The organism is Paenibacillus graminis, from assembly GCF_000758705.1.
GTDB lineage: Bacteria > Bacillota > Bacilli > Paenibacillales > Paenibacillaceae > Paenibacillus_AQ > Paenibacillus_AQ graminis.
The window spans coordinates 6,462,716-6,483,199 of the sequence record NZ_CP009287.1 but is presented as its reverse complement, the minus strand read 5'-3'; the positions used below and the strand labels follow the sequence as shown (position 1 = coordinate 6,483,199).

The following is a 20,484-nucleotide window of genomic DNA, read 5'->3' as shown; positions in this document are numbered from 1 at the left end:
TGGCGTTCATTAAGCTTTATTTTAGCCATAAATATTTGGTTATGGAAATCAATTTGTGTCCTAACCTTGCGAATTATACGCCAGTTCATTTATTTATAAAAAAAGCTTGCAAACATCAGAATGGCATGATATATTATCTCTTGTGCTTATGAGGCATCGACGCTGAATTAGTGAGCGAAGAAGAAATAAGTTGACAGGTTACAAGGAAATATGATATGATCTAATTCCTGTGCTTGACACGAAGTGTTGAGATGATAGGAGCAAGTTCTTTGAAAACTGAACAAATGGAACGCGTTAATTTTTTAAAAGATTCATATAATGAATCGTCAGTTTCAAAATGAGCAATCGCTCTTTCTAAATACCAATTTGGAGAGTTTGATCCTGGCTCAGGACGAACGCTGGCGGCGTGCCTAATACATGCAAGTCGAGCGGATTTACTGGAGTGCTTGCACTCCAGTAGGTTAGCGGCGGACGGGTGAGTAACACGTAGGCAACCTACCCTCTAGACTGGGATAACTACCGGAAACGGTAGCTAATACCGGATAATTCCCTGACCCTCCTGGGCTAGGGATGAAAGGCGGAGCAATCTGCTGCTAGAGGATGGGCCTGCGGCGCATTAGCTAGTTGGTGGGGTAACGGCCTACCAAGGCGACGATGCGTAGCCGACCTGAGAGGGTGAACGGCCACACTGGGACTGAGACACGGCCCAGACTCCTACGGGAGGCAGCAGTAGGGAATCTTCCGCAATGGGCGAAAGCCTGACGGAGCAACGCCGCGTGAGTGATGAAGGTTTTCGGATCGTAAAGCTCTGTTGCCAGGGAAGAACGTCCGGTAGAGTAACTGCTGCCGGAGTGACGGTACCTGAGAAGAAAGCCCCGGCTAACTACGTGCCAGCAGCCGCGGTAATACGTAGGGGGCAAGCGTTGTCCGGAATTATTGGGCGTAAAGCGCGCGCAGGCGGCTATTTAAGTCTGGTGTTTAAACCTTGGGCTCAACCTGGGGTCGCACTGGAAACTGGGTGGCTTGAGTACAGAAGAGGAAAGTGGAATTCCACGTGTAGCGGTGAAATGCGTAGAGATGTGGAGGAACACCAGTGGCGAAGGCGACTTTCTGGGCTGTAACTGACGCTGAGGCGCGAAAGCGTGGGGAGCAAACAGGATTAGATACCCTGGTAGTCCACGCCGTAAACGATGAGTGCTAGGTGTTAGGGGTTTCGATACCCTTGGTGCCGAAGTTAACACAGTAAGCACTCCGCCTGGGGAGTACGGTCGCAAGACTGAAACTCAAAGGAATTGACGGGGACCCGCACAAGCAGTGGAGTATGTGGTTTAATTCGAAGCAACGCGAAGAACCTTACCAGGTCTTGACATCCAACTAACGAAGCAGAGATGCATTAGGTGCCCTTCGGGGAAAGTTGAGACAGGTGGTGCATGGTTGTCGTCAGCTCGTGTCGTGAGATGTTGGGTTAAGTCCCGCAACGAGCGCAACCCTTGACTTTAGTTGCCAGCAGGTAAGGCTGGGCACTCTAGAGTGACTGCCGGTGACAAACCGGAGGAAGGTGGGGATGACGTCAAATCATCATGCCCCTTATGACCTGGGCTACACACGTACTACAATGGCCGGTACAACGGGAAGCGAAGCCGCGAGGTGGAGCCAATCCCAGCAAAGCCGGTCTCAGTTCGGATTGCAGGCTGCAACTCGCCTGCATGAAGTCGGAATTGCTAGTAATCGCGGATCAGCATGCCGCGGTGAATACGTTCCCGGGTCTTGTACACACCGCCCGTCACACCACGAGAGTTTACAACACCCGAAGTCGGTGGGGTAACCCGCAAGGGGGCCAGCCGCCGAAGGTGGGGTAGATGATTGGGGTGAAGTCGTAACAAGGTAGCCGTATCGGAAGGTGCGGCTGGATCACCTCCTTTCTATGGAGAATCGTTTCCTGCAATGGAAACATTCAAATCGGAAGCTTGACTTCCGGATACTTAACGCGTATCCATTTGTTCGGTTTTGATGGAATTTGCGGGGCCATAGCTCAGCTGGGAGAGCGCCTGCCTTGCAAGCAGGAGGTCAGCGGTTCGATCCCGCTTGGCTCCACCAACAAACTTCATCTTTTTTGTTATGTCTAGAATGTCTGCTATGATTAACGGGGGTTCCCGTTAAGAAACAGCACCTTGATCCTTGAAAACTGGATACCGAAACGAAAATGCGTTTTAGAACATCTTTTAGCTGAAACTTGTGTAAGCAAGTTGAAATAGTTATTAGTTGATACAGCGATTTTCCCTACGGGAAAACGCATGGTTAAGCTAATAAGAGCACACGGAGGATGCCTAGGCGCCAGGAGCCGACGAAGGACGTGGCGAACAACGAAACTGCCTCGGGGAGCTGTAAGCAAGCTTTGATCCGGGGGTGTCCGAATGGGGAAACCCAGCTGTGGTAATTCACAGTTACTCATACCTGAATACATAGGGTATGCAGAGGCAGACCAGGGGAACTGAAACATCTAAGTACCCTGAGGAAGAGAAAACAATAGTGATTCCGTCAGTAGCGGCGAGCGAACGCGGAACAGCCTAAACCAAGGGGCTTGCCCCTTGGGGTTGTGGGACGTCTCACATGGAGTTACAAAGGAAAGTTATAGGCGAAGAGGTCTGGAAAGGCCCGCGATAGAGGTAAAAGCCCTGTAGCTCAAATAGCTTTCTCTCCGAGACGGATCCCGAGTAGTGCGGGGCACGTGAAACCCCGTATGAATCCGGCAGGACCATCTGCCAAGGCTAAATACTACCTGGCGACCGATAGTGAAACAGTACCGTGAGGGAAAGGTGAAAAGCACCCCGGAAGGGGAGTGAAATAGAACCTGAAACCGTGTGCTTACAAAAAGTCAGAGCCCGATCTATGGGTGATGGCGTGCCTTTTGTAGAATGAACCGGCGAGTTACGTTTAACATGCAAGGTTAAGGTGAGAAGCCGGAGCCGCAGCGAAAGCGAGTCTGAATAGGGCGACTAAGTATGTGGACGTAGACCCGAAACCGTGTGATCTACCCCTGTCCAGGGTGAAGGTGCGGTAACACGCACTGGAGGCCCGAACCCACGTATGTTGAAAAATGCGGGGATGAGGTGGGGGTAGCGGAGAAATTCCAATCGAACTCGGAGATAGCTGGTTCTCCCCGAAATAGCTTTAGGGCTAGCCTCGGTGAATGGAGTCGTGGAGGTAGAGCACTGATTGGGTGCGGGGCCCGCAAGGGTTACCAAGCTCAGTCAAACTCCGAATGCCATGGACTTCTTGCCGGGAGTCAGACAGTGAGTGCTAAGATCCATTGTCAAAAGGGAAACAGCCCAGACCATCAGCTAAGGTCCCCAAGTGTGTGTTAAGTGGGAAAGGATGTGGAGTTGCACAGACAACCAGGATGTTGGCTTAGAAGCAGCCACCATTGAAAGAGTGCGTAATAGCTCACTGGTCGAGTGACTCTGCGCCGAAAATGTAACGGGGCTAAACACACCACCGAAGCTATGGCTAGATACGTATGTATCTGGGGTAGGGGAGCGTTGTGTATACGTTGAAGGTGTACCGTAAGGAGCGCTGGAGAATACACAAGTGAGAATGCCGGTATGAGTAACGAAAAGATCAGTGAGAATCTGATCCGCCGAAAGCCCAAGGTTTCCTGAGGAAGGCTCGTCCGCTCAGGGTAAGTCGGGACCTAAGGCGAGGCCGACAGGCGTAGTCGAAGGACAACAGTTTGAAATTACTGTACCACCGTAATCCGCTATGAGCGATGGGGTGACGCAGGAGGGTAGTGACGCGGACTGATGGATGTCCGTCTAAGCAGTGAGGCTGGTGTGCAGGCAAATCCGCACACCGTAAGGCTGGGCTGTGATGGGGAGCGAAAATTATAGTAGCGAAGGTCATGATCTCACACTGCCAAGAAAAGCCTCTAGCCAGGAGAAGGTGCCCGTACCGCAAACCGACACAGGTAGGCGAGAAGAGAATTCTAAGGCGCGCGGAAGAACTCTCGTTAAGGAACTCGGCAAAATGACCCCGTAACTTCGGGAGAAGGGGTGCCTCGGTAGGGTGAATAGCCCGAGGGGGCCGCAGTGAAAAGGCCCAAGCGACTGTTTAGCAAAAACACAGGTCTGTGCGAAGCCGCAAGGCGAAGTATACGGGCTGACGCCTGCCCGGTGCTGGAAGGTTAAGGGGAGCGGTTAGGGGCAACCCGAAGCTGTGAACCGAAGCCCCAGTAAACGGCGGCCGTAACTATAACGGTCCTAAGGTAGCGAAATTCCTTGTCAGGTAAATTCTGACCCGCACGAATGGCGTAACGACTTGGGCGCTGTCTCAACGAGAGATCCGGTGAAATTTTAATACCTGTGAAGATGCAGGTTACCCGCGACAAGACGGAAAGACCCCATGGAGCTTTACTGCAGCTTGATATTGAATTTGGGTACGATCTGTACAGGATAGGTGGGAGCCGTAGAAGCCGGAGCGCAAGCTTCGGTGGAGGCGCCGTTGGGATACCACCCTGATCGTATCTAGGTTCTAACCTGGTACCCTAAACGGGTACGGGGACCGTGTCAGGCGGGCAGTTTGACTGGGGCGGTCGCCTCCTAAAGAGTAACGGAGGCGTTCAAAGGTTCCCTCAGAATGGTTGGAAATCATTCGAAGAGTGCAAAGGCAGAAGGGAGCTTGACTGCGAGACCTACAAGTCGAGCAGGGACGAAAGTCGGACTTAGTGATCCGGTGGTACCGCATGGAAGGGCCATCGCTCAACGGATAAAAGCTACCCTGGGGATAACAGGCTTATCTCCCCCAAGAGTCCACATCGACGGGGAGGTTTGGCACCTCGATGTCGGCTCATCGCATCCTGGGGCTGAAGTAGGTCCCAAGGGTTGGGCTGTTCGCCCATTAAAGCGGTACGCGAGCTGGGTTCAGAACGTCGTGAGACAGTTCGGTCCCTATCTGTCGTGGGCGCAGGAAATTTGAGAGGAGCTGTCCTTAGTACGAGAGGACCGGGATGGACGTACCGCTGGTGCACCAGTTGTTCCGCCAGGAGCATGGCTGGGTAGCTACGTACGGACGGGATAAGCGCTGAAAGCATCTAAGCGTGAAGCCCCCCTCAAGATGAGATTTCCCAATTAGTAAGACCCCTTGAAGACGACGAGGTAGATAGGTTGGAGGTGGAAGTGCAGCAATGCATGGAGCTGACCAATACTAATCGGTCGAGGGCTTATCCAAAAAAGTAAAACGCAGATTCGTTTCGGATTCAGTTTTCAGGCGATCAAGACCTGAACGATTTTAAGCTGCATGTCCTTTATAAGGACTGATATTTTGCGGAAGCGAATACGCGGAAGTGAAATCAGCGCAAAAATCATGTTTGGTGGCGATAGCGGAGGGGTTCCACGCGTACCCATCCCGAACACGACCGTTAAGCCCTCCAGCGCCGATGGTACTTGGACCGAAGGGTCCTGGGAGAGTAGGACGCCGCCAAGCACATGACCACTGTTGAGTTACTGACAGTGGCTTTTTTGCGTTGTGCAGGGTTGTGGAAAAGCTGTGGATAATTTTCAGCAACTTCAGAAAAGTTGCACACATGTGGATACAATTGCAGCAAGCAATCTATACACCAATTCTCAGCTTAAATACATAAGAATGTGGATGAGTCAAGCGGAAACCCTAGTAATTCACGGTTTTTGTGGATAAAAAGTGGATTATGTGGATAATGTCCCGGAAATGGTGGATAACTATTTTGTAGATATATAAAGTCGTTTGATCGTGAATTGTTTTGTTTTTTATCTGTGGATAACTTGTGGGGATTAGAATTTCTCTGGCGGATTAGCGCTGAGGCGTTTTGCTTGTTATACTCACCTAGAGAGTACTAATACTAACTTTGATGAGGTGAGCGGAAGTGGAAATCAGGCAATTGCAATCCGAGGAGTTTGAAGCGGCCTTGAGCTTGTCCGAATATGCTTTTAAATATAAGGTTGCGGGCGAAGACAGAGTTGAAGCCAGGCAGAAGTTCAGGCCGGAAAGAGTATGGGGAGTCTTTGAGGACGGGGTGCTGGGTGCACAATTGACATTGCTTCCGCTTCAGGTCTACATACAAGGCAAAGTATTTCCTATGGGTGGAATAGCCGGAGTATCCACATGGCCGGAGAACCGCAGGCAGGGGCTTGTGGCCAAGCTTTTATCACATACGCTGCAAACGATGAATGAGTCGGGACAGACGTTGTCTTTTCTGCATCCGTTTTTGATCCCCTTTTACCGTAAATTCGGCTGGGAAGTCTACTGTGAGTATAAGAAGTACTCTATTCCTGTGGACAAATTTCCGCGAAAAACTGAAATTCAGGGCAGGGTGAAGCGGGACTCAGCCGCTCTCGAAATACTGGAAAGGCTGTACAGCCGCTTCGCAACGGAATACAATGGCACTCTTGAGCGCGATCAGGAGTGGTGGAAGCATAGAGTATTGGATGCGGAAACGCATCATGGTGTTTTTTACTCAGAGCTTGGTGAGCCGGAAGGCTATGTGCTGTATAAAATAGTGCAGAACGAACTAATCATTGATGAATTTATCTATTTGAACGAACAGGCGCGGCAAGGCTTGTGGACGTTTCTGGCCAACCATGACTCGATGATTACCGGAGCTTCGCTCAAGCTGGTGCCTTCTGATGATATCCTTCCTTATTTGCTCCCGGATCCGCGGATTCCGCAGGAGAATTATCCATACTTTATGGCACGGATTGTGAATGCGCGGACCTTTATAGAGAATTTTACCTTCCAGAGCCTCAACAGCCTTGAGAGCCGGACTCTGTATATTGAAGATGAGCAGGCCCCTTGGAATAACGGATTGTGGTTATGGAGTGTGAATGCTGAGGGGGCGGCAACTTTTGAGCGTTTGGATAGTGAGAAGGCCGCTGCTGATTTGAGCTGCACCATTGGAGCACTCACAGTTATACTACTGGGTTACAAGCGGCCTGCGGAACTGGCAAAGTACGGACAGCTTAATGCAAGCTCTTCTGGCTTAGATTGGCTGGAAGAGGTTATTCCCCAAGCTAAAACAGCATTGTTTGATTTTTTCTGATCCTGCAGTGTAGGGCTCTCCCGGCTTCGTGAAGAAGCTGGGGGAGCTTTTTACAAATTATAGCCAATACAATCCCCTGCGGATCGATTAATTTGCCGCTTAGTTGAGAAAGAACGGAATACAATACGCCAAAAAAGTAAAAAATAAAAGCAACCCCTTGGAATTCAGTGAGAATGTGTTATAATATGAAAAAAGTCAAAGAAAGTCAAAGTCAACGCAGCTCGGAATCAGTCTCTGATGAAAGGCAACAACACAATGGCGGCAGGCTCTTCATGAATGGCTTTTTTGGTTTATCTCCGGCTAGATGCTGTAGGAAGCTTAATGCTGGGTTCACCCCGATTCGGGCTAATACACTTGGGTTAAGTTCTTAGAGATCATCACCGGACGGAAGCACAGGTAAGAGGTACTATAAGCTTTGAACACTGGAGGATGAGTGATGCGTAATATCTCTGATATTATCGAACAATATCTGAAGAATATTTTGCATGAAAGTCCCGAAGGTACGGTGGAAATTCAGCGTAATGACCTGGCGGACCAGTTCTCATGCGTACCGTCTCAGATCAATTATGTCATCAGTACACGTTTTACTTTGGAAAAGGGCTATGTAGTTGAGAGCAAGCGCGGCGGCGGCGGCTACATTCGGATTCAGCGTTTCGAGCTCCCGCAGAATGTGGCACTGTACGCCCATCTCAATTCTACAATAGGAAAGGATATCGATCAAAATTCCGCCGAAGGACTGATTTATCAGCTGGAGGAGGCCCGGTTTCTAACCAAGCGTGAAGCGTGTCTCCTGCGCGCCGCTGTTTCCCGGGAATGCCTGACGGTCAATCTGCCGTACCGGGATGAGATTCGTGCCAAGCTAATGAAGGCCATGCTAATCTCCTTATTGGGCAAATAATGGTCAAATCTGAAGGAGGGACACCGCTTATGCTTTGCCAGGAATGCGGGGTCAAACCGGCGACACTTCATTTCACCAAGATTGTGAATGGGGAAAAGACGGAGTTTCATATTTGTGAAAGCTGTGCGCGTGAGAAAGGTGAGCTAATTCCGGGAACGGCTGGAGGGTTCTCTATCCACAGCCTGCTGTCGGGTCTCTTGGACCTGGAAGGAGCCGGCAAGGAAAAAAATGCAGCGGCCCAGACTGTACAGGGTCTGCGGTGTGAGAATTGCGGCATGACTTATTCCCAGTTCAGCAAGCTTGGGCGTTTTGGCTGCAGCTCCTGTTATAAATACTTTGACAGCACGCTGGACCCGCTCTTCAGACGGGTGCATGGCAGCACCGCTCATGTTGGCAAGCTTCCCAAACGGGCGGGAGCGCAGATCATGTGCAAACGCAAGATTGATGAGCTGAAGCAGGAGCTCCAGCAAAGTATCGTAGAAGAGGAATTTGAGACCGCAGCTGAGCTGAGGGACCAGATCCGAAAACTTGAAAAAGAAATGCCACAAGAGTAAAGTCTTTGATATATAGGGGGGATAAGACATGTCAAGTCTCCGGTTTACCGAACAAGCCCTTAGTGACTGGATGCGCTGCGGCGGCAGTCATTCCGAAATTGTCATCAGCAGCCGGATGCGGATCGCCCGCAATCTGGAGCATCTTCCCTTCCCTTTACTGGCTTCGGCAGAGCAGTCGGAAGAGGTGCTGAAGCAGCTTGCTCCTGTTTTTCAGGGGGAAGCAGCTTCGAATTTCGGCAGTTTTCAACTGCTGAAGCTGGATGAGCTCGATGAGCTGGACAAAAAAGTGCTTGTGGAGAAGCACCTCATCAGCCCTAATCTGGCCAATGACTCCCGGGGCGGTGCGGTTATCCTGAATGAGGATGAGTCGGTCAGCATCATGATTAATGAAGAAGACCATCTGCGCATTCAGTGCCTGTTCCCTGGTCTGCAGGTTAGAGAGGCTTGGGTAAGGGCGACAGCCATTGATGATATCTTTGAGGGCTCGGTCAATTACGCCTTTGATGATCGAAGAGGGTATTTGACCAGCTGTCCCACAAATGTGGGCACAGGGCTTCGCGCATCGGTTATGGTGCATTTACCTGCACTTGTCATGACTCACCAGATCAACCGGATTTTATCCGCAGTGAATCAGGTGGGACTCACAGTAAGAGGAATTTACGGTGAAGGCAGCGAAGCAGTAGGGAACATCTTTCAGATTTCCAACCAAATTACGCTTGGGCAGACTGAAAATGAGATTATTGAGAATCTGCACAGCGTAGTCACCCAGATTATAGAACATGAGCGCAATGCACGGGAGCGCCTGCTGGCCGATTCGGCTCTGCGGATTACGGACAGAATCAAACGTTCCTACGGGATTTTGTCTTATGCAGCCGTGATGGAGCTGAAGGAGTCCGCACAGCGGCTCTCCGACCTAAGGCTGGGAGTTGATCTTGGGATTCTGGAAGGACCGTCGATTTCAGTGCTCAACGAGCTGAATGTGAAGACACAGCCGGGCTTTCTGCAAAAAATGTTCGGAGACGAGATGACGGCCACCGAACGCGATATGTACCGGGCGAAGCTGCTCCGGGAGACACTGGGATCACAACATTAATTATAGATATTTATTATCCGTGGAGGTGCAGGGGATATGATGTTTGGAAGATTTACGGAACGCGCACAAAAGGTGCTCGCACTGGCGCAGGAAGAAGCCGTTCGTTTGGGACACAACAACATTGGGACAGAACATATTTTGCTCGGACTGATTCGTGAAGGAGACGGCATTGCCGCCAAGGCTTTGATTGGTCTGGGTCTGGGTCTTGAAAAAATCCAGGACGAAGTGGAGACACTGATCGGCCGGGGACAAGAACAGCCTACAAACATTGCCTATACTCCTCGTGCCAAAAAGGTTATCGAACTGTCAATGGATGAAGCCCGTAAGCTGGGCCACACTTATGTAGGAACAGAGCATATTCTGCTCGGACTGATCCGTGAAGGCGAGGGTGTAGCCGCCCGCGTGCTCAATAACCTCGGCATCAGCCTGAATAAAGCCCGCCAGCAGGTTCTTCAGCTTCTGGGCAGCAGCGAAGCTACTTCAAGCCACAGCGGTGCTCCCGCCAATGTCAGCACCCCTACGCTGGATGGTCTGGCCCGTGACTTGACCGCTTACGCCAAAGACGGCAACCTTGATCCGGTCATTGGCCGCAGCAAGGAGATTGAGCGTGTAATTCAAGTGCTCAGCCGCCGGACCAAGAACAATCCGGTGCTGATTGGTGAACCTGGGGTTGGTAAAACAGCCATCGCCGAAGGTTTGGCACAGAAGATTATTAACAACGAAATTCCGGAAACTCTGCGTGACAAACGCGTAATGACCCTTGATATGGGTTCTGTGGTCGCCGGTACGAAATACCGCGGCGAGTTCGAAGACCGCCTCAAAAAAATTATGGATGAGATTCGCCAGGCGGGGAACATTGTGCTCTTCATTGATGAGCTGCACACCCTGATCGGCGCAGGCGGTGCGGAAGGTGCCATTGACGCCTCCAACATTCTGAAGCCTGCACTCGCCCGTGGAGAGCTGCAATGCATTGGTGCTACCACGTTGGATGAATACCGCAAATACATTGAGAAGGACGCAGCGCTCGAGCGCCGGTTCCAGCCCATCACGGTGGATCAGCCTTCTCCGGAAGAAGCTGTACAAATTCTCTACGGTCTTCGTGACCGCTATGAAGCCCATCACCGGGTGAAGATCACAGATGAAGCCATCGTAGAGGCAGTAAAGCTCTCCGACCGTTACATTCCTGACCGCTTTCTGCCGGACAAGGCGATTGACCTGATTGATGAAGCTGGTTCCAAGGTAAGACTCAACTCTTACACCATCCCGCCAAATCTGAAGGAACTGGAAATGCGTCTGGACGATATCCGCAAGGAAAAGGATTCCGCTGTGCAGAGCCAAGAGTTCGAGAAAGCAGCTGCACTGCGCGATACCGAGCAGAAAATCCGTGAGGAACTGGATACTACCAAAAACCAATGGAAAGAAAAACAGGGACGTACCGATTCCCAAGTAACGCCAGAGGATATTGCTCAAGTGGTTGCCAGCTGGACAGGTATTCCTGTCAGCAAGCTGAAGGAAGAAGAAACAGACCGGCTCCTGAATATGGAGGCCCTGCTCCATGAACGTGTCATTGGTCAGGACGAAGCCGTGAAGGCTGTCAGCCGGGCACTGCGCCGTGCGCGTGCAGGTCTTAAAGACCCTAAACGTCCAATGGGTTCCTTCATCTTCCTCGGACCAACCGGGGTTGGTAAAACCGAGCTGGCCCGAGCGCTGGCCGAAGCTATGTTCGGTGATGAAAATGCGGTTGTCCGTATCGATATGTCCGAGTATATGGAGAAGCATTCCACTTCCCGTCTGGTCGGTGCCCCTCCAGGGTATGTCGGTTATGAAGAAGGCGGACAATTGACCGAGAAGGTTCGCCGGAAGCCATATTCTGTTGTGCTCCTGGACGAAATTGAGAAGGCACATCCGGAGGTATTCAATATCCTGCTGCAGGTGCTGGAAGACGGCCGTTTGACCGATTCCAAAGGCCGTGTAGTCGACTTCCGCAACACTCTGATTATTCTGACCTCCAACGTTGGGGCACAGGCGATCAAGAAGAATTCGACGCTGGGATTCACAGCTGTACAGGATGCTGGTGCGGATTACAGCAACATGAAGGGCAAAGTTATGGAAGAGCTCAAGAAGAGCTTCCGTCCTGAGTTCCTGAACCGTATCGACGAAATCATCGTCTTCCACTCTCTGGATGAAAAGCATATTGCCGAAATTGTCACCCTCATGTCCGAGGAACTGCGCAAGCGGCTGCGTGAATATGATGTGGACTTTGTGCTGACGGATGGTGCCAAAGCCTTCCTGGCCAAAGAAGGCTATGATCCGGCATTCGGTGCCCGTCCACTGCGCCGGGCCATTCAAAAGCATATCGAAGACCGTCTTTCCGAAGAGCTGCTGAAAGGCAACATCAAAAAGGGGGATTCCCTCAAAATTGATGAAGTAAGCGGTGAGCTTGTGGTAACCACAGTGGAAGCGCCGGTGGCAGTCACTCCGGAAAAAGAGGTTGGAACCGAATAACAACTGCATACTTGAAACAAAGCTCCCGCTCCTCCGTATAGAGGAGCGGGAGCTTTTTTGAATATAATATAATTCTCGTTATATACCGATGTTTAATTGAGCGGTATTTCAGGCACGTTAATGAGGAAGATTGTAAAAGTAGATCGTAAGTGACCTTCCGTTCAGTGTGCAGAAATGGTAAACTTTGAGTATGAGTAAATTATCCGCAATTTTAGTAAGTTCGGACTGATAGGAGCACACATGGCTAAACCAAAAACGAAATTTTTCTGCACCGAATGCGGCTACGAATCGCCGAAGTGGTTCGGTAAATGTCCCGGCTGCCAGGCATGGAATTCCATGGTGGAAGAGACGGAAAGCGTAGTTAAAACACAAGGTATGAATGCACCGATTTTTCAGAGTAAAGAAAAGGCGCAATCGATCATAAATATAGAAAGTGATAAGGAGCCGCGTATCCTGACAGGCATTGGTGAGCTTAACCGTGTGCTTGGGGGAGGAATTGTACCCGGCTCGCTGGTGCTGGTAGGCGGCGATCCAGGGATCGGTAAATCGACGCTCCTGCTGCAAACCTCCCATGCACTAACCACTCAGGGATTGCGTGTACTGTATATTTCAGGAGAAGAATCAGTCCGGCAGACGAAGCTGCGTGCAGACCGCCTCGGGGCGTTGTCCGCAGAGCTGTATGTGCTGTGTGAGACAAATATGGAGAGCATCGAAGAAGCCATTGAACAAATCCAGCCCCAATTTCTTGTCATTGACTCTATTCAGACCGTATTTATGCCCGAAGTGACAAGCGCACCCGGCAGTGTGACGCAGGTTCGGGAATGTACAACAAGATTCATGCGGATTGCCAAAATTCGCGGAATTGCCACGGTCCTGGTTGGACATGTAACAAAAGAAGGGGCCATTGCAGGGCCGCGAATGCTGGAGCATATGGTCGATTGTGTGCTCTATTTCGAAGGTGAGCGGCACCATACGTACCGGTTGCTGCGTGCGGTCAAAAACCGGTTTGGTTCCACTAATGAGATCGGTATTTTTGAAATGGGGGAAATCGGGCTTACCGAGGTGGAGAATCCATCCGAGCTCTTTTTGTCGGAGCGCCCGCTGGGGGTAGCCGGATCAGCCGTTGTTGCCAGTATGGAGGGAACAAGACCCGTGCTTGTCGAGCTTCAGGCGCTGGTAGCCGCCACCCACTTCCCATCCCCGCGGCGGATGTGCACCGGAATGGATCATCAAAGAATGGCACTTATTATTGCGGTACTCGAGAAGCGGATGGGGATGTTTCTGCAGAATCAGGATGCTTACCTCAATGTTGCTGGCGGGGTGAAGCTGGATGAGCCAGCCATTGACCTGGCGGTAGCCGTCAGTATCGCTTCCAGCTTTCGTGATATATCGACAAAGCCTTATGATGTTTTTTTTGGCGAAGTTGGACTTACTGGAGAAGTAAGGGGAGTTTCCCGTGCGGAGACACGCGTCAAGGAGGCTGCTAAGCTGGGCTTCCGGAGAGTCATAATGCCCGAAAAAAGCATGAAAGGCTGGAAGCATCCGCAGGATATCCAGATTATTGGCGTCAGCACCGTAGCAGATGCACTAGCGGTCGCGTTAGATTAGGGGGCACTGAACAATGAAGGAATTAGAAAATATGAATGATCTGCTCAGAATGGCGGCGCCGGGAACACCCTTCCGGGAAGGCCTGGAGAATGTGCTTCGGGCGAAGACAGGCGCGCTTATTGTTGTCGGATATAGTCCTGAAGTGATGGAAGTTGTAGATGGCGGTTTTTCCATTAACTGTGATTTTTCGCCCAATTACTTATATGAGCTGGCCAAAATGGACGGCGCGATTATATTAAGCGAGGATTTGAAGCGGATTCTCTATGCGAATACACAGCTGATTCCTGATTCCTCCATCTCCTCCATCGAGACAGGCATCCGGCACCGGACAGCCGAGCGTGTTGCCAAGCAGACAGGCAAGCTTGTAGTTTCCATCTCCCAGCGGCGGAACATCATCACGCTCTATCAGGGCTCCATCCGGTATGCGCTCAAAGAAATCGGATCGATCCTGGCCAAGGCCAATCAGGCGATTCAAACGCTGGAAAAGTATAGAGCCGTTCTTACACAGAGTCTGACTAATCTTTCGGCTTCGGAGTATGAGGGGATTGTTACTGTAGCTGAGGTAGTCGGAGTGATTCAGCGTGTGGAAATGGTGCTGCGGATTAAGATGGAGATCAAGCGCTATATCAATGAGCTTGGCAATGAAGGGCGTCTAATCAGTATGCAAATGGAAGAACTGGTTGGAAATACAGAGGAAGAAGCATGGCTTCTGTACAGAGACTATGCCAGAGAGGAGCAGGAGGACAAAATCCGCGAAATTATCGCCGGACTCAAGCGTACCAGCGATGATGATCTGATGGACGACAATCATATTGCCCGTTTGCTTGGCTATTCTTCTACGGCGATTTCTTCAGAGGAAGTGGTGACGCCGCGCGGATATCGCCTGCTGAACAAAATTCCGCGGCTGCCGAATGTGATCATCCACAATCTAGTTGAACGGTTTGAAATGCTGCCCAACCTGATGACGGCCAGCATCGCCGAATTGGATGAGGTGGACGGCATCGGAGAAGTGCGTGCCCGCAATATTCAGGACGGACTGAAACGGCTGCAGAAGCAAGTTCTTATTGACAGGCAAATGTAAATAACATACAATCACGTAATATTGAAAACTTTATGGCTCAAAGTAAGAAAACAGAGGTGAAGAAATGATACAAAAATCAATTCCGAGTTTATTTACCATTGGTAACCTAATGCTTGGAATGTTTGGTATCATGATGGCGTTTGACGGTAAACTGAGCATGGCCGCTATCATGGTGATTATCGCTATGCTGTTAGACGGGCTGGACGGTCGTGTTGCGCGTGCGCTGAAATGCGAAAGTGAATTTGGCAAGGAGCTGGACTCTTTATCCGATGTCGTTTCGTTTGGAGTAGCGCCGGCTCTAATCATGTATATTACAAGCTTGCAGGATTTGAATTCTGCATTAGGCTGGACCGTAACGGCAATTTTTCCGGTATTCGGTGCGCTGCGTTTGGCCCGTTTCAATGTCCGCCCCGGCATTCCGGGATATTTTGTAGGGCTTCCGATTCCGGCTGCGGGCGGGGTGCTGGCTACACTGGCGCTCTTTCATAAAGATGTATCGGCTCCATTTATGATTGTGGCTACGCTGTTGTTGTCCTATCTCATGGTCAGCACGGTTAAATATCCGAATTTCAAAAAGGTTGGCTTGCCCAAAAAGGCAGTGGTAGGCTCCCCTGTAGTTATTGTGATCGCGGTTGCGGTTGCCGTGATTTTTCCGGAGCAAATCTCCAAGGTGATTTTTGTACTGCTTGCGTTATATGCGCTGTATGGATTTAAGCAAAATATCGACCGGTTGACGGCTCGCCGCCGCCACCGCCGCAGACGCCGCGCAGAAGATAAAGTATATCAATCCAAAAATGGATAATCCGCTGCTGCAAGGCAGAGAGGCTCACAGTTATTATTAGGGTTTTACAAATATGCCAACACAAAAAGGCTTTGCCGTTCCCTGGGAATCAGTGGATGGCGAAGCCTTTTTGAATTAAGCGGAGGAAAAGAGCGCATCAGGCAGGTCAGGAGAAATTAAACAGACCGAGTGTGGCGCATTTTTGCGATTCCTTTTCTACAACCTCGTCCATATTAATATCAAGCAAATTGCAGAGAGCAGACATATAGAACAGCTCACGCCCCAGCTCCGAGGCCACCACCTCACGGCAGTTCTCGCACAGTTCCCCTTGAAGATGAGTGCCTGCAAGCTCCTTGGCTTGTTCAAGCCCCAAACCGGGTTCAAATACCTGCTTCTTGGCGTGCAGCTGGATACAGCCGCATTCGGTAATGGCTTTGACGACTGCACGATTGACGGAAGCGCTGCTCTGCCCGTTTTTGGACATTACATCCAGAAGACTACGGTGACGGAGCAGCAGTTCGGAGACTTGATCCTGGAAGGCCTGTAAACTTGGTGCGCTCATTTTCCATTCACCCCTGGGTTCGTAATTGAGTTCATTATATGTCAGGCCCTCCCCTGTTTTCAACCAATAATAGAAGTTTCCGGTTATCTTTTTGCTGCAGTTGAAGTCCCTTGTCAGAAAAAATAACAGGCTCACGGATTATCGTCCCAAAAATTGGAACATACTGGTGAGGAACAGATCATTTTGGATGAATAAAAGGAGGTGCCTAAGGTTATGTGGAAAAAATTAACTTTAATGCTTGCCGCATTATGCGGAGCTTGGTCAGGGTATACGCTATACCATGCGGCAGAAAGAGGATTCCCGGCAGGAATGGATAAACTGGGAGACAGCTTGCCCGTGCAGGGCAGTCTTTTGTTTGCGGTGCTGGGTGCCATTATTTTTTTGTTTGCGGGGACTTTATGTGCGGAATGGGGAGGTTCGAAACTGCGGGAAACGGTGCAGTATTATTCGCACATACCGATGAATGAATTGGCTGCAGGTGCTGCTGGGCTTACGGGAGGGCTTCTGTTATCTCTGCTGTTGTATCCTGCAATGGCCTGGCTTGGAAAGGCAGGAGAACTGCTTCAGGTGGCTGCTACGCTTACGTTCGGGTATGTGGGGCTGCGGATTGGGCTGGAAAAGAAAGATGAGCTGGCTTCGCTGTGGACAACCGGCCGCTGGGGACAAGCACCGGAGCCGGAAGGCCGCGGGTTGGAGGAACATAAAATTCTGGATACAAGCGTCATTATTGACGGACGGATTGCCGATATCTGCAAAACAGGATTTATTGAGGGGACCATCGTGATTCCGGAATTCGTTCTGGAGGAGCTGCAGCATATTGCCGATTCTTCGGATCTGCTGAAACGCAACCGCGGACGGCGCGGGCTGGATATCCTGAATAAAATTCAAAAAGAGCTGGATGTGAAAGTCCTGATCTACGAAGGTGATTTTGAAGAAATCTCCGAAGTGGACAGCAAGCTGGTCAAGCTGGCAAAAGTGCTGCGCGGCAAGGTGGTAACCAATGATTTTAACCTGAATAAAGTATGTGAACTCCAGGGAGTGTCCGTTCTTAATATTAATGATCTGGCCAATGCGGTGAAGCCGGTGGTTCTCCCTGGTGAAGAGATTATCGTGCAAGTGATCAAAGACGGCAAGGAGCATGGGCAAGGCGTTGCTTATTTGGATGACGGAACCATGATTGTGGTTGAGGGCGGACGTGAATATATCGGTACAACTATGGAAGTTCTGGTAACCAGCGTGCTGCAAACTTCAGCGGGACGCATGATCTTTGCCAAGCCAAAACTGATGGAAAAAGCGCAATAAACGGTTACAGGACTGCGAAAGCTGCTCCAGCGGGTTGGAAATGACCGTCAAACACGTTATGATGGGGGTATACGTGCAGACAGGAGAAGGGCAGAATGTCAAACAGTGTAGGCGCCGTGATCGTGGCGGCAGGCAGAGGAACAAGAATGGGGACTGTGGAGAGCAAGCAGTACTTGCTGCTGCAGGGGAAACCTATTATCGTGCATACCCTGGAGGTATTTCAGCGGCATCCGCTGATCTCTGAGATTGTACTGGTTACGGGTAAAGAAGATGTGGACCGCTGCCGGGAATGGGTTAAGACCTACAGACTCAACAAAGTGATATCTGTAGTAACCGGGGGCTCCGAACGCCAACATTCTGTGCATGTGGGGCTGAGACACCTTAAGACAACCTGGGTAATGGTGCATGATGGGGTCCGTCCGTTTGTGCAGATCGACGAAATCACAGCCTGCTACGAGCATGCCAAGGAGATTGGTGCCTCAGTGCTTGCTGTACCGGTAAAAGATACGATCAAACAGGTGGACGAGGCAGGCAAAGTGCTGTCCACCCCGGATCGGCGAAGTCTGTGGGCGATTCAGACCCCGCAGACTTTTCGTCTGTCCGAACTGCTTGTGGCGTATGAGTCGGCAGAGCGTGACGGATTTCTCGGCACCGATGATTCCAGTCTCGCGGAGCGCAGCGGTATTCCGGTTGCTGTTGTGGAGGGGAGTTACGCCAACATTAAGATCACCACACCGGAGGATCTTGATTTCGCAGAATTTACACAAAGAAGCAGGGGAGAGGTACAAACATGATTGCTGTAGGACAAGGTTTCGATGTACACCAGTTGGTGGAAGGAAGGCCATGCATTATTGGCGGTGTCACCATTCCCTATGAAAAAGGATTGCTTGGACATTCCGATGCCGATGTGCTGCTGCACGCGGTGAGCGATGCCATTCTGGGCGCGCTGGGGCTTGGCGATATCGGCAGGCATTTTCCCGATACCGACCCGGCCTTTAAGGATGCGGACAGTCTGAAGCTGCTGGAGCAGGTGTGGGCACTTGCCCGTAAGCGCGGCTACAGGCTCGGAAATATCGACTCCACGATTATAGCCCAGAAACCGAAGATGGCACCTTATATCCCGCAAATGACCGAGATTATCGCGAATGTACTGGGTGCCGAGACATCGAAGGTGAACGTAAAAGCAACCACCACTGAACAGCTTGGCTTCACCGGACGAGGAGAAGGAATTGCGGCACAATCTATTGTCTGTCTGCTCCAAGATGTGATATCATCTTGAGATGGCTGCACGTTGCCTAATTTTAACCATTATGAAGCGGAGGGATTGACATGGCAGATCAAGTCCGGGTGCGTTACGCACCAAGCCCTACGGGACATTTACATATCGGAAATGCCAGAACGGCATTGTTCAATTATCTGTTCGCCCGTAATCTGGGCGGCAAATTTATTATCCGGATCGAAGATACGGACGTAAAGCGTAACATAGCTGAGGGAGAAGAAAGCCAGCTCAAATACTTGAAGTGGCTGGGAATGGATTGGGATGAAAGCGTGGATGTCGGCGGCGAATACGGGCCTTACCGCCAGACTGAGCGTTTGGATCTGTACCGCGTATACTGGCAGGATCTGCTTGACCGCGGTCTTGCATACCGCTGCTACTGCACCGAAGAAGAGCTGGAAGCGGAACGTGAAGAGCAGGCTGCGCGCGGCGAGACTCCGCGTTATTCCGGCAAGCACCGGAATCTGACCGGGGAGCAGCAGAAGGCGTATGAAGCGGAAGGACGTATTGCAAGCATCCGTTTCCGTGTGCCGGAGGACCGCACTTATACCTTTGATGATATCGTAAAGGGCAGTATTTCCTTTAATAGCAAAGAAATGGGCGACTTTGTCATTGTGAAGAAGGATGGAATACCAACCTATAATTTCGCTGTGGCAGTGGATGACCATCTGATGGAAATTAGCCATGTCCTGCGCGGAGAAGACCACATCTCCAATACCCCCCGCCAGTTGATGATTTATGAAGCCCTTGGCTGGGAAGCGCCGCTGTTTGGCCATATGACACTGATTGTCGGGGATGACCACAAGAAGCTGAGCAAACGCAACGAATCCATTATTCAGTTCATCGAGCAGTATGATCAGCTCGGCTATTTGCCGGAAGCACTGTTCAACTTCATTGCGCTGCTGGGCTGGTCGCCGGAAGGCGAGGAGGAGATTTTCAGCAAGGAAGAGCTGATTTCCATCTTCACCGCAAACCGTCTCTCCAAGAGTCCGGCTGTATTTGATACGAATAAGCTTGCGCATTTGAACAACCACTATATCAAACATGCCGATCCGAAGCGGATCGCGGCTTTGGCCATTCCCCATCTGCAAAAAGCCGGAAGATTGCCGGAATCGCTGGGTGCGGAACAGCAGGCTTGGGCGGAAAGTCTGGTTGCGCTGTATCAGGAACAAATGACTTCGGCATCGAATATCGTAGAGCTGTCAGAGCTGTTTTTCCGCAGCCATGTAGAGCTTGAAACGGAAGCTGCCCAGATTCTGGCCGAAGGCCAGGTTCCTGAGGTCCTGTCCGCTTTCCTGGCCAAAGTGGAAGCCACTGATGATTTTACTGCCGGCAACATGGCCGTTCTGATCAAGGAAGTACAAAAAGAGACCGGGCATAAGGGCAAAGCGCTGTTTATGCCGATTCGTGTCGCTTTAACCGGACAAACGCATGGCCGTGATTTGAACGCTACCATAGTGCTGCTTGGCCGAAGCCGGGTCATTGAACGCCTGAAATCGCAGATCAAAGGGGCTTAAGCGGGGACAACAAAGCGGAGAACCCCTTGTCAGTCCGTTGTCTTTTAGCTAAGATAGAAGAATAATAATAATAGCTGGGATCAGGAAAAGTACGCGTACAAAGACAATTGCCAGAGAGAATAACCGCTAAGGAATCTCCTTTGCAGGCTGGAAGTTATTCATTTGTCTGCCGCAGAACATGCGCCTGTGAGCTGCACGGTTGAGCGTTCCTGCCTGGAATGTTAGACCGTGCCGGGAACGT

The 20,484-nt window shown here is 50.8% G+C and carries 13 protein-coding genes, 1 tRNA gene and 3 rRNA genes; 16 read left to right on the top strand and 1 reads right to left on the bottom strand.

Going from position 1 to position 20,484, the window contains the following annotated elements:
• Positions 1–363: 363 nt before the first annotated feature.
• The 12 genes from PGRAT_RS28170 to pssA all read left to right on the top strand — a co-directional run bounded on the left by PGRAT_RS28170 (position 364) and on the right by pssA (position 15,607).
• A 16S ribosomal RNA gene (locus tag PGRAT_RS28170) occupies positions 364–1,922 on the top strand.
• Between the two features lie 99 nt (positions 1,923–2,021).
• Positions 2,022–2,097 (top strand) — tRNA-Ala (locus PGRAT_RS28165).
• Positions 2,098–2,296: 199 nt separating this feature from the next.
• A 23S ribosomal RNA gene (locus PGRAT_RS28160) occupies positions 2,297–5,223 on the top strand.
• A 138-nt stretch (positions 5,224–5,361) separates the two neighbouring features.
• Positions 5,362–5,478 (top strand): 5S ribosomal RNA (gene rrf / locus PGRAT_RS28155).
• Together the 16S, 23S and 5S rRNA genes with 1 tRNA gene alongside form the textbook arrangement of a ribosomal RNA operon.
• A gap of 415 nt (positions 5,479–5,893) precedes the next feature.
• Positions 5,894–7,066 carry a GNAT family N-acetyltransferase gene (locus tag PGRAT_RS28150; protein WP_025707279.1) on the top strand — a complete coding sequence of 391 codons (1,173 nt, stop codon included), beginning with the start codon at positions 5,894–5,896 and terminating at the stop codon, positions 7,064–7,066.
• 436 nt (positions 7,067–7,502) lie between these two features.
• Positions 7,503–7,964, top strand: a complete 462-nt coding sequence (locus PGRAT_RS28145; protein WP_025707278.1) for a CtsR family transcriptional regulator — start codon at positions 7,503–7,505, stop codon at positions 7,962–7,964.
• 29 nt (positions 7,965–7,993) lie between these two features.
• A complete protein-coding gene (mcsA, locus tag PGRAT_RS28140) occupies positions 7,994–8,518 on the top strand; it encodes a protein-arginine kinase activator protein McsA (RefSeq protein ID WP_025707277.1) in 525 nt (174 codons plus the stop codon).
• Between the two features lie 28 nt (positions 8,519–8,546).
• Positions 8,547–9,611 carry a protein-arginine kinase McsB gene (mcsB, locus tag PGRAT_RS28135; protein ID WP_025707276.1) on the top strand — a complete coding sequence of 355 codons (1,065 nt, stop codon included), beginning with the start codon at positions 8,547–8,549 and terminating at the stop codon, positions 9,609–9,611.
• A 36-nt stretch (positions 9,612–9,647) separates the two neighbouring features.
• On the top strand, positions 9,648–12,116 hold the full coding sequence (gene clpC / locus PGRAT_RS28130; RefSeq protein ID WP_025707275.1) for an ATP-dependent protease ATP-binding subunit ClpC: 2,469 nt from the start codon (positions 9,648–9,650) through the stop codon (positions 12,114–12,116).
• Positions 12,117–12,356: 240 nt separating this feature from the next.
• On the top strand, positions 12,357–13,724 hold the full coding sequence (radA, locus tag PGRAT_RS28125; RefSeq protein ID WP_025707274.1) for a DNA repair protein RadA: 1,368 nt from the start codon (positions 12,357–12,359) through the stop codon (positions 13,722–13,724).
• A 13-nt stretch (positions 13,725–13,737) separates the two neighbouring features.
• Entirely contained in the window at positions 13,738–14,805 is a 1,068-nt protein-coding gene (gene disA, locus PGRAT_RS28120; protein ID WP_020427098.1) for a DNA integrity scanning diadenylate cyclase DisA, read from the top strand.
• Between the two features lie 64 nt (positions 14,806–14,869).
• Positions 14,870–15,607 (top strand): CDP-diacylglycerol--serine O-phosphatidyltransferase, encoded by a 738-nt coding sequence (gene pssA, locus PGRAT_RS28115; RefSeq protein ID WP_025707273.1) that lies wholly within the window; start codon positions 14,870–14,872, stop codon positions 15,605–15,607.
• 145 nt (positions 15,608–15,752) lie between these two features.
• Here the strand turns inward: pssA and PGRAT_RS28110 are convergent, their stop codons facing one another.
• Complete coding sequence (locus tag PGRAT_RS28110) at positions 15,753–16,148, bottom strand: nucleoside triphosphate pyrophosphohydrolase family protein (RefSeq protein WP_025706608.1); 396 nt, start codon at positions 16,146–16,148, stop codon at positions 15,753–15,755.
• A 213-nt stretch (positions 16,149–16,361) separates the two neighbouring features.
• On the opposite strand from PGRAT_RS28110, the gene PGRAT_RS28105 reads away from it, so the two are divergent.
• The 4 genes from PGRAT_RS28105 to gltX all read left to right on the top strand — a co-directional run bounded on the left by PGRAT_RS28105 (position 16,362) and on the right by gltX (position 20,243).
• Positions 16,362–17,450: a PIN/TRAM domain-containing protein gene (locus tag PGRAT_RS28105; protein ID WP_025706607.1), complete on the top strand. Its 1,089-nt coding sequence runs from the start codon at positions 16,362–16,364 to the stop codon at positions 17,448–17,450.
• A gap of 95 nt (positions 17,451–17,545) precedes the next feature.
• A complete protein-coding gene (gene ispD, locus PGRAT_RS28100; RefSeq protein ID WP_025706606.1) occupies positions 17,546–18,244 on the top strand; it encodes a 2-C-methyl-D-erythritol 4-phosphate cytidylyltransferase in 699 nt (232 codons plus the stop codon).
• Positions 18,241–18,729 (top strand): 2-C-methyl-D-erythritol 2,4-cyclodiphosphate synthase, encoded by a 489-nt coding sequence (gene ispF / locus PGRAT_RS28095; protein WP_025706605.1) that lies wholly within the window; start codon positions 18,241–18,243, stop codon positions 18,727–18,729. Before ispD ends, ispF begins: the two co-directional genes overlap by 4 nt.
• A gap of 50 nt (positions 18,730–18,779) precedes the next feature.
• A complete protein-coding gene (gene gltX / locus PGRAT_RS28090; RefSeq protein ID WP_025706604.1) occupies positions 18,780–20,243 on the top strand; it encodes a glutamate--tRNA ligase in 1,464 nt (487 codons plus the stop codon).
• Positions 20,244–20,484: the final 241 nt, after the last annotated feature.